Source organism: Cellulomonas bogoriensis 69B4 = DSM 16987 (assembly GCF_000767165.1).
Lineage (GTDB): Bacteria > Actinomycetota > Actinomycetes > Actinomycetales > Cellulomonadaceae > Actinotalea > Actinotalea bogoriensis.
The window spans coordinates 1-9,769 of record NZ_AXCZ01000098.1 but is presented as its reverse complement, the minus strand read 5'-3'; the positions used below and the strand labels follow the sequence as shown (position 1 = coordinate 9,769).

Sequence of the window (9,769 nt, the reverse complement as noted above, 5' to 3'; positions counted from 1 at the left end):
GCCTCACCCAGCGGCCCCTCGGCGCCCGTGCCGGCCAACGCCCGCAGGACCTCGGCCTCCGTGCCCGGAGCGGCGGTGAGGACCGTCGCGTCCAGGCGGTGCAGGGCGCGGCTGGCGAACGGGGCGACGGAGAACACGCGGGTGCGCCCCGCCTGGACGCCCTTGCGCAGGCGCAGGAACGCCACGCCGCCCTCGTCCTCCGGCTCGAACGCGACCAGCAGGACGGCGGGGGCGTGCTCGAGGTCGGTGAACGTCACGTCCAGCGGTGCACCGGCCACGTGGTGCCCGAGGAACACCTCCTCCTCGGCCGAGGACGGCCGGGCGCGGTGGTCCACGTCGTTCGTCCCCAGGACCGTGCGCGCGAACTTCCCGTACGCGTACACGTCCTCGAGGGGCAGTCGGCCACCGGGCAGCACACCCACACCCTGGCCGCCAGCGGCCCGCAGACCCTCGGCAGCGATGTCCACCGCCTCGCTCCAGCTCGCCGGCCGCAGCTCACCGCGCGTACCGTCGGCTGCGCGGTCACGGACCAGCGGCGTGCGCAGACGGTCGTCCATGCCCTGCCACGGGTAGGCGAAGCGGTCCTTGTCGGTGATCCACTCCTCGTTGACGCCCGGGTCGTCACCGGCGAGGCGACGCAGCACCACACCCCGGCGGTGGTCGATGCGGATCGCGGAGCCGTTGGCGTCGTGCTCGGCGATGCTCGGCGTCGAGACCAGGTCGAAGGGCCGGGCACGGAACCGGTACGCCGCACTCGTCAGGGCACCCACGGGGCAGATCTGCACGGTGTTGCCCGAGAAGTACGACGCGAACGGCCGCCCGGAGGTGTCGACCGTCGCCTCACCCACCGGCCGGGCCGGGTCCTGGGCGGGCATCCCCACCGAGGCCTCGACCGGGCTCCCGTCGGGCTGGGCACCGCGGTACACGGGTGCGGGCACGCCGCCGGCGAAACCAAGCACGCCCGGGTCGAAAACGCCGATCTGCTGGCGCACACCACGCTGCTGCAGGTCGATGAACGGATCGCCCGCGATCTCCTCCGAGAACCGGGTGCACCGCTGGCACAGCACGCACCGGTCGCGGTCGAGCAGCACCTGGGTCGAGATCTGGATCGGCTTGGGGAACGTGCGCTTGACGTCCCTGAACCGGCTCGTGTCGGGCCCGTTGCTCATCGCCTGGTTCTGCAGCGGGCACTCACCGCCCTTGTCGCACGTCGGGCAGTCGAGCGGGTGGTTGATCAGCAGCAGCTCCAGCACACCGTGCTGGGCCTTGTCGGCCACCGCCGAGGTGCGCTGGGTGCGGACCACCATGCCGGGGGTCGCCTCCAGGGTGCAGGACGCCTGGGGCTTGGGCATCGGGCGGACGTTGCCCTCGCGGTCCGGGACGGCGACCTCGACCAGGCACTGCCGGCACGCGCCCACCGGCTGCAGCAGCGGGTGGTCGCAGAACCGCGGGATCTGGATGCCGATCTGCTCCGCGGCGCGGATCACCAGGGTGCCCCTGGGCACGGCGACGTCGACGTCGTCGATCGTGAACGTGACCTCGTCCGCCGGCGGGGTCGTGGTGACCCCGGTGCCGGGCTTCGGTGCAGTCGTCGTCATGCTCCCACCGTTCCAGGCGTGCCCGTCAGCGCGCGGTCGCGCGAGCGCCGGGGCGTGTGGTCGAAGAGTGCCGAGGCGGCCGGGTCGAACGGACACCGGCCACCGGTGATGTGCGCCTCGAACTCGTCCCTGAACAGGGCGATGCCCGAGGTGATCGTCGACGTGGCACCGTCACCGAGCGCGCAGAACGAGCGGCCCAGGATGTTGTCGCACACGTCCAGCAGCACCGACAGGTCCTCCTGGGTGCCGTGCCCGGCCTCGATCCGTCCCAGGACCTGCTTGAGCCAGTAGGTCCCCTCGCGGCACGGGGTGCACTTGCCGCACGACTCGTGGGCGTAGAACTCCGCCCAGCGGGTGATCGCACGCACCACGCACGTGGTCTCGTCGAAGATCTGCAGGGCGCGGGTCCCGAGCATCGACCCGGCCGCACCGACGGACTCGTAGTCCAGGGGCACGTCCAGGTGCTCGTCGGTGAACAGCGGCGTCGAGGACCCGCCAGGGGTCCAGAACTTCAGCCGGTTGCCGTTGCGGACACCGCCGGCCATGTCCAGCAGCTCACGCAGCGTGATGCCCAGGGGGGCCTCGTACTGCCCGGGCCGGGTGACGTGGCCCGACAGCGAGAACAACCCGTAGCCGGCCGACTTCTCGGTGCCCATGGAGCGGAACCAGTCGACGCCGTTGGCGACGATCGAGGGCACCGACGCCACGGACTCCACGTTGTTCACCACGGTGGGCCGCGCGTACAGGCCGGCGACCGCCGGGAACGGGGGCTTCAGGCGTGGCTGGCCGCGACGCCCCTCCAGGGAGTCCAGCAGCGCGGTCTCCTCACCGCAGATGTACGCACCGGCGCCGGCGTGCACCGTGACGTCCAGGTCGAAGCCGGACCCCAGCACGTCCTTGCCCAGGTAGCCCTTGGCATACGCCTCCTCGACCGCGCGCAGCAGCCGACGGTAGACGTGCAGCACCTCCCCACGCAGGTAGATGAACGCGTGGTTGCACCCGATCGCGTAGGACGTGATGGCCACGCCCTCGAGCAGGACCTGCGGGTTGGCCATCATCAACGGGATGTCCTTGCAGGTGCCCGGCTCGGACTCGTCGGCGTTGACCACCAGGTACCGGGGGCCGCCGTCCGGCGCCGGCAGGAAGCTCCACTTCAGCCCGGTGGGGAACCCGGCACCGCCGCGCCCGCGCAGACCGGCGTCCTTGACCATGGTGACGAGGTCGGCGGCCGGCAGGGTCAGCGCCTTGCGCAGGGCGTCATAACCGCCGTCACGCTCGTAGGCGTCCAGGCCCCAGGACCGGTTGACGTCCCACGTCCGGCTGAGGACGGGGGTGAGTGTGGTGGCCATCACGCCTCCTTGCTCGGGTCACGACCGGTGGGGGTGTCGGCGGTGCCACCGGTGGGCGGCGCTGCCGGGGTGTCGGTGCTCGACGGCCGGCCGCGCGTGGGCGGAGCCGCCTTGCCCGCGGGCGAGGCCTCCTCCTGCGAGGGCGGGGTCGCGTCGGGCAGGGGCGCCGTCCACCCCTTCTCGCGCGCGAGCCGCAGACCGGCCAGGGTCGCCTCGCCCGCTGCGGGGCCCTCGTCCGCCCGGCCGTCGCTGAAGCCGGCCAGCACGCGGGACATCTGCTTGAAGCTGCACACCGACGAGGCCCCACGGGTGGGTGCGACGGCCTCACCCGCACGCAGCCGGTCCACCACGTCGGTCGCGGACGTGGGGGTCTGGTTGTCGAAGAACTCCCAGTTGACCATCATCACCGGCGCGTAGTCGCACGCGGCGTTGCACTCGACGCGCTCGAGGGTGATCTTGCCGTCCTCGGTGGTCTCGTCGTGCCCCACGCCCAGGTGCTCGGAGAGCTCGTCGTAGATCGCGTCCCCACCCATGACCGCGCACAGGGTGTTGGTGCAGACCCCGACCGTGTACTCACCGTTGGGGTGACGCTTGTACTGGGTGTAGAACGTCGCGACGGCCGACACCTCGGCGGTGCTCAGGCCGAGCGTGCGGGCGCAGAACGCGATCCCGTCCGGGCTGACGTACCCGTCCTCGGACTGCACCAGGTGCAGCAGCGGCAGCAGCGCCGACCTGGGGTCGGGGTACCGGGAGGTCGCCTCGGCGGCGTCCCTCTCCAGGCGCTCGAGCTTCTCGCCCTCGTAGGGCTCGTACGCGGTGCTCGCCATCAGCGGTCCACCCCTCCCAGGACGGGGTCCAGCGCAGCCACGGACACCACGACGTCGGCCACCTGGCCGCCCTCGCACATCAGGGAGACCGCCTGCAGGTTGTTGAACGACGGGTCACGGAAGTGTGCCCGGTAGGGCCGGGTGCCCCCGTCGGAGACCAGGTGCACGCCCAGCTCGCCGCGCGGGTGCTCGACGGTCTGGAACACCTGGCCCGCAGGGACCCGGAAGCCCTCGGTGACCAGCTTGAAGTGGTGGATCAGGGCCTCCATGGAGGTGCCCATGATCTTCTTGATGTGGTCCAGGGAGTTGCCCATGCCGTCCGCGCCGATCGCCAGCTGCGCGGGCCAGGCGATCTTCTTGTCGGCGACCATGACCGGGCCGGAACCCATCGCCTGAAGTCGGTCCACGGCCTGCTCGACGATCCGCAGCGACTGGTAGCACTCCTCCATGCGCAGGACCACACGGGAGTAGCTGTCCGCGTCGGTGGACGTCGGGACCTCGAAGTCGTACGTCTCGTACCCGCAGTACGGGTCGGACTTGCGGACGTCGTAGGGCAGACCGGCCGAGCGCAGCACCGGACCTGTGATGCCCAGCGCCATGCACGCCGACAGGTTCAGGTGCCCCACGTCGACCATCCGGCCCTTGAAGATCGGGTTGGCGAGCATGAGGTCGCCGAGCTGCCCCAGGTAGTCCCGGATCGTCGGCAGCGACGCCCGGATCGTGTCCAGGGCCCCCGGGGGGATGTCCTGCGCGACCCCGCCGGGCCGGACGTAGGCGTGGTTCATGCGCAGACCGGTGATCAGCTCGAAGATCTTGAGGATCTCCTCACGAGCCGTGAACCCGGTGGTCATGATCGTGGTGGCACCCAGCTCGTTGCCGCCGGTGGCCAGCGCCACCAGGTGGGAGGCGACCCGGTTCAGCTCCATCATCAGGACGCGGATGACGGTGGCCCGCTCGGGGACGTCGTCGGTCACACCCAGCAGCTTCTCGACACCGAGGCAGAACGCGGTCTCCTGGAACAGCGGGGCCAGGTAGTCCATGCGGGTGCAGAACGTGGGGCCCTGCGTCCACGTCCGGTACTCCATGTTCTTCTCGATGCCCGTGTGCAGGTAGCCGATGCCGCACCGGGCCTCGGTGACGGTCTCGCCGTCGATCTCGAGCATGAGCCGCAGCACGCCGTGGGTCGACGGGTGCTGCGGGCCCATGTTGACGACGATCCGCTCCTCGCCCAGGCGCGCGGCCTCCTCGGCGATCTCGGACCAGTCGCCGCCGGACGCCTCGAAGGTCGGCACGCCCTCGGTGGCCTCGTCGACGATGTGCGGGCTCGCGTGCGGTGCCTGCGCACCGGTGCTGTCGGGCTGTGCCATCAGTTGTACGACCTCCGCTCGTCGGGCGGCGGGATGCTCGCGCCCTTGTACTCGACCGGGATCCCGCCCAGCGGGTAGTCCTTACGCTGCGGGTGCCCGGGCCAGTCGTCGGGCATCTGGATCCGGGCCAGGCCCGGGTGCCCGTCGAACACGATCCCGAAGAAGTCCCACGTCTCGCGCTCGTGCCAGTCGTGACCGGGGTACACCCCGGTGGTGGACGGGATGTGCGGGTCGGACTCGGGGACCGCGACCTCCAGCCGCAGCCGGCGACCGTGCGTGACCGACACCAGGTGGTACACGGCGTGCAGCTCACGGCCCTCGTCGTAGGGGAAGTGCACACCTGAGACCCCGAGGCCCAGCTCGAACCGCAGGTCCTGGTCGTCGCGCAGAGCCTGGCACACGGTGAGCAGCTGCTCCCGGCGCACGTACAGCGTCAGCTCACCACGGTCGACCACGACCTGCTCGACGGCGTCGTCGAACGCCACGCCGCCCTCCTGCAGGACCTCGGCCAGGATGTCGACGACCTCGTCGAACCAGCCGCCGTACGGGCGGTCGCTCTGCCCCGGCATCGCCACGGTCCGGACCAGCCCGCCGTAGCCCGAGGTGTCGCCGCTGCCGGCGACCCCGAACATGCCGGTGCGGACGTCGACGATGTCCAGCCGGGTGCGGGAGCCGAAGGCGTTCTGCGACCCCGCCTCCAGGGCGGTCGCGGTGGACCGCTGCGGGGTGTCCGGTGCGGCGGTGCCGACCGTCCCGCCCGGGCCCTTCACGGCCTGCGCGGCGTCCTTGGCCTCGTCCGGTGCACCCTCCTGGGCCGCCTCGGCGGCGTCCGGGTCCACCCGGGTGGGCTCGGGGACGTCCTTGGGGGTCTCGCTCACCGCAGCAGCCCCTTCATCTGGGAGGTGGGGGTGGCCTCGAGGGCGGCAGCCTCGGCCGCGCGGGCGGCCTCCTGCCGGTTGACGCCCAGCGGCTCGGCCTGGATCTGGTCGTGCAGGGTCAGGATCGCGTTGAGGAGCATCTCCGGTCGCGGCGGGCACCCCGGCAGGTAGATGTCCACCGGCACCACGTGGTCCACGCCCTGCACGATCGCGTAGTTGTTGAACATGCCGCCCGAGGAGGCGCACACACCCATGGAGATGACCCACTTCGGCTCGGCCATCTGGTCGTACACCTGGCGCACGACCGGGGCCATCTTCTGGCTCACCCGACCGGCGACGATCATGAGGTCGGCCTGACGGGGCGAGGCCCGGAAGACCTCCATGCCGAACCGCGAGATGTCGAACCGGGGCGTGCCCGCGGCCATCATCTCGATCGCGCAGCAGGCGAGCCCGAAGGTCACCGGCCACAACGAGGCCTTGCGCATGTACCCGGCGAAGTTCTCGACCGTCGTCAGCAGGAACCCCGACGGTGCGTCCTCGATACCCATGCGTGCCCTCCCTCCTCGTCCTTGCTCAGTCCCACTCGAACCCGCCACGGCGCCACTCGTACACGAACGGCACCGTGATCAGGACGATGAAGGTCACCATGGCGACGACCCCGAAGAGCGCGAGCTCACCGAACGCGACCGCCCAGGGGTACATGAACACGACCTCGATGTCGAAGATGATGAACGTCATCGCCACCAGGTAGTACTTCACCGGGAACCGGCCGCCGCCGACCGCGCCCGGGGTCGGGTCGATCCCGCACTCGTACGCCTCGAGCTTGGCCCGGTTGTAACGCTTGGGGCCGATGATCGCGCTGGCGGCGACACCGCCCAGGGCGAGGACCGCGGCCACGCCCATCAGGACCAGGATCGGGATGTACGGGTTGGTCATCGGGCCCTCCTGATCAGGCACGGTCGGCTCCCGCGGACGTCCGCGGCGCCGTGGGTCACGGGGGCGCGGGGCGTCGGCGCCTCCGCCGAGTGTGGTCGGGTCATGCTGACGGCGCAATCCGGGTCAGGGCGGCGATGAACCTGTCGGACAGGTCGCCGCCGCGCGGCTCGTACACGTCGGCCAGGAGCTTGAGCGTCAGGCGCATCAGGGCGGGCCGTGGCAGGCCGTACCGGGTGCAGATCCGCATGACCTCAGGGTGCTCGATGAGGCTCACGAAGACCCGTCCCAGGCTGTAGTAGCCACCGAGCTCCCGGGACATCATCCGCGGGTAGGTCTCCAGGGTCCGCTCCCGGGCCGCGTCGGTGGTGCGCGACCGGGCCTGGGCGATGACCTCGGCCGCGTTCCGGGCCGCCTGCATCGCGTAGGCGATGCCCTCGCCGTTGAACGGGTTGACCATGCCGCCGGCGTCACCGACGAGCAGCACGCCGCGGGTGTAGTGCGGCTTGCGGTTGAACGCCATGGGCAGCGCGGCGCTGCGCACCGGGCCGACCTGGTTCTCGGGGGTGAAGCCCCACGAACGGGGCGTCTGGGCCACCCAACGCTGCAGCAGGTCCTTGTAGTCGATCCTGGTGGTCGCGGCCCGTGAGCTGACGCTGCCCAGCCCGACGTTCGCGGTCCCGTCGCCCAGCCCGAAGATCCAGCCGTACCCCGGCATGAGCTTCGAACGACCGGGCGGGCCGTCCCACAGCTCCAGGTGGGACTCCATCCACTCGTCGTCGTGGCGTGGCGTGCGGAAGTAGGTGCGGACCGCCACCCCCATGGGGCGCTTGGGGTCCTTCTCGATGCCCAGGGCCAGGGCCAGCCTGCCGGACACCCCGTCCGCGGCGACCACCAGGGGCGCACGGTAGGTGACCTCGTCCCCGGCCTTGCGCCCGGAGGCGCCCACCGGGCGTGCGGTGACCCCCACCACGCGTCCGGTCCGGTCGTCCAGGACCGGACCGGTGACGGACGTCAGCTCCTGGATGCGGGCACCGGCGCCGCGCGCGTGGGTCGCGAGCGCGTCGTCGAAGTCCCGCCGGGTGCGACTGACGCCGTAGTCGGGGAACGCGTCCAGGTCGGGCCACGGCAGCTCCAGGCGGTGCCCGCCGCCGTAGACGCGCAGGCCCTTGTTGCGGATCCAGCCGTCCTCGGGTCGCATCGGCACGCCCATCGCGACCAGCTCGCGCACCGACCGGGGCGTGAAGCCGTCGCCGCAGACCTTCTCCCGCGGGAACGCCGTCTTCTCCAGCACCAGGACGTCCAGGCCCGCGACGGCCAGGTAGTAGGCGGCGGTCGAGCCTGCCGGCCCCGCGCCTACGACGATGACGTCGGCATCGTCGCGCAGTCCCTCAGCTCCCACGCCCGCCTCATCCTTGTGAACGGTTTCACGAACCAAACGCACCAATACTAACGACCGACCCCGGGGGTGTCTGCGAAGGCTTACCTTCCTTCCGGGCCCAAGGTCCCGGGGTGCAGCACCACCACCCTGCGGCGGACCTGCGACGGGACCTCTGCCGTGGTGCGGTCAGCCGTCTGCCAAGGGCCGGACGGCCCGGTGCAGCGCCACGATGCCGCCGCTGAGGTGACGGTACGCCACCTCACCCCACCCGGCCTCCAGGACCAGCCGTCCCAGCGCCTGCTGGTCGGGCCACTCACGGATCGACTCCGCGAGGTACACGTACGCGTCCGGTTCCTTCGAGACCGCCCGGGCCACCGGTGGCAGCGCACGCATCAGGTACTCGGAGTAGACGACCCGCAGCGGGGCCCACGTGGGGGTCGAGAACTCGCACACCACCAGGCGGCCGCCCGGGCGCGTGACCCGCAGCATCTCGCGCAGCGCGGCCGACGTGTCCTGCACGTTGCGGAGCCCGAACGAGATCGTGACCGCGTCGAAGACGCCGTCGGCGAACGGCAGCCGCATCGCGTCCCCGGCGGTGAACGGCAGGTCGGGGCGCCTGGCCTTGCCGACCTGCAGCATGCCCACCGAGAAGTCGCACGGCACCACCTCGACGCCCGCGGCGTCGAACGGCTCGCTCGAGGTCCCCGTGCCCGCCGCCAGGTCCAGGACCCGCTCCCCCGGGACCGCGTCCACCGCGTCGATCGTCACCCGGCGCCACCGACGGTCCTGCCCCAACGAGATCACGTCGTTGGTCAGGTCGTACCGGTGCGCGATGCCGTCGAACATCGCGGCGACCTCCGCAGGACGCTTGGCCAGGCTCGCTCGCATGGGCACAGTCTCGCAGAGCGCAGCGACCACGGGCGCAGAGCGCAGCGACCAGGAGCGCAGAGCGCAGCGACCACGGGCGTCGTCCTACGATTGACCCGATGACTCCCGACCCCTCCTCCGCCGCCGCGGGCGCCCCCGAGCCCCTGGCCCCCCTGGTCGCCCGCACCGTCGCGGTCGAACCCGCGGACCTGCCCCGGGACCTGGTCGACCTGCTCCCGGCGCAGGGCGGCCTGGCGTGGGTGCGGCGCGGCGACGGGATGGTCGCCTGGGGCACCGCGCTGCGGATCACCAGCCACGGCCCCGACCGGTTCGCCGAGGCGGAGCGGACGTGGGCCGAGGTGGCCCGGCACGCCGTCGTGCGGGACGAGGTGGACCTGCCCGGCACCGGCCCCGTGGCGTTCGGGTCGTTCGCGTTCGCGGGATCCTCACCTGCCGGTGGTGCGCTGGTGGTCCCCACCACCGTCGTCGGCAGGCGCGGTGACCGCGCCTGGGTCACGACCATGGCCCTGGGCGCCGTCGGTGCCCCTCCCCTGGTGCCCGCGCCCCAG

9 protein-coding genes and 1 pseudogene are annotated in these 9,769 nt (G+C 71.7%); 1 reads left to right on the top strand and 9 read right to left on the bottom strand.

Annotated elements, in window-relative coordinates; translation table 11 throughout:
• The 9 genes from N869_RS09725 to N869_RS09685 form a co-directional block, all read right to left on the bottom strand.
• Positions 1-1,598: NADH-quinone oxidoreductase subunit G (locus N869_RS09725; protein ID WP_035060856.1), on the bottom strand; the 1,598-nt coding region annotated here is incomplete at its 3' end.
• Positions 1,595-2,947, bottom strand: coding sequence for an NADH-quinone oxidoreductase subunit NuoF (nuoF, locus tag N869_RS09720; protein ID WP_035060853.1), 1,353 nt, complete (start codon positions 2,945-2,947; stop codon positions 1,595-1,597). The genes nuoF and N869_RS09725, both read right to left, overlap by 4 nt.
• Positions 2,947-3,774, bottom strand: a complete 828-nt coding sequence (gene nuoE, locus N869_RS09715; RefSeq protein ID WP_035060850.1) for an NADH-quinone oxidoreductase subunit NuoE — start codon at positions 3,772-3,774, stop codon at positions 2,947-2,949. The genes nuoF and nuoE overlap by 1 nt, the downstream gene beginning before the upstream one ends.
• On the bottom strand, positions 3,774-5,141 hold the full coding sequence (locus tag N869_RS09710; RefSeq protein WP_035060847.1) for an NADH-quinone oxidoreductase subunit D: 1,368 nt from the start codon (positions 5,139-5,141) through the stop codon (positions 3,774-3,776). Before N869_RS09710 ends, nuoE begins: the two co-directional genes overlap by 1 nt.
• Entirely contained in the window at positions 5,141-5,842 is a 702-nt protein-coding gene (locus N869_RS09705) for an NADH-quinone oxidoreductase subunit C (protein WP_035060860.1), read from the bottom strand. Before N869_RS09705 ends, N869_RS09710 begins: the two co-directional genes overlap by 1 nt.
• A gap of 173 nt (positions 5,843-6,015) precedes the next feature.
• Positions 6,016-6,567, bottom strand: a complete 552-nt coding sequence (locus N869_RS09700; protein WP_035060844.1) for an NADH-quinone oxidoreductase subunit B — start codon at positions 6,565-6,567, stop codon at positions 6,016-6,018.
• Positions 6,568-6,592: 25 nt separating this feature from the next.
• Positions 6,593-6,955, bottom strand: coding sequence for an NADH-quinone oxidoreductase subunit A (locus N869_RS09695; protein ID WP_035060841.1), 363 nt, complete (start codon positions 6,953-6,955; stop codon positions 6,593-6,595).
• A 100-nt stretch (positions 6,956-7,055) separates the two neighbouring features.
• Positions 7,056-8,354 (bottom strand): geranylgeranyl reductase family protein, encoded by a 1,299-nt coding sequence (locus N869_RS09690; RefSeq protein ID WP_035060838.1) that lies wholly within the window; start codon positions 8,352-8,354, stop codon positions 7,056-7,058.
• A gap of 165 nt (positions 8,355-8,519) precedes the next feature.
• Positions 8,520-9,221, bottom strand: coding sequence for a demethylmenaquinone methyltransferase (locus N869_RS09685; protein ID WP_035060835.1), 702 nt, complete (start codon positions 9,219-9,221; stop codon positions 8,520-8,522).
• Between the two features lie 98 nt (positions 9,222-9,319).
• Between N869_RS09685 and N869_RS09680 the strand changes: the two are divergent.
• A pseudogene (locus tag N869_RS09680) lies at positions 9,320-9,769 on the top strand (isochorismate synthase); the annotation flags it as partial.

Excerpts from the sequence above, each read along its gene's own strand:
- nuoF (WP_035060853.1), bottom strand. The coding sequence starts at position 2,947 with ATGGCCACCACACTCACCCCCGTCCTCAGCCGGACGTGGGACGTCAAC.
- nuoE (WP_035060850.1), bottom strand. The coding sequence starts at position 3,774 with ATGGCGAGCACCGCGTACGAGCCCTACGAGGGCGAGAAGCTCGAGCGC.
- N869_RS09710 (WP_035060847.1), bottom strand. The coding sequence starts at position 5,141 with ATGGCACAGCCCGACAGCACCGGTGCGCAGGCACCGCACGCGAGCCCG.
- N869_RS09700 (WP_035060844.1), bottom strand. The coding sequence starts at position 6,567 with ATGGGTATCGAGGACGCACCGTCGGGGTTCCTGCTGACGACGGTCGAG.
- N869_RS09695 (WP_035060841.1), bottom strand. The coding sequence starts at position 6,955 with ATGACCAACCCGTACATCCCGATCCTGGTCCTGATGGGCGTGGCCGCG.
- N869_RS09685 (WP_035060835.1), bottom strand. The coding sequence starts at position 9,221 with ATGCGAGCGAGCCTGGCCAAGCGTCCTGCGGAGGTCGCCGCGATGTTC.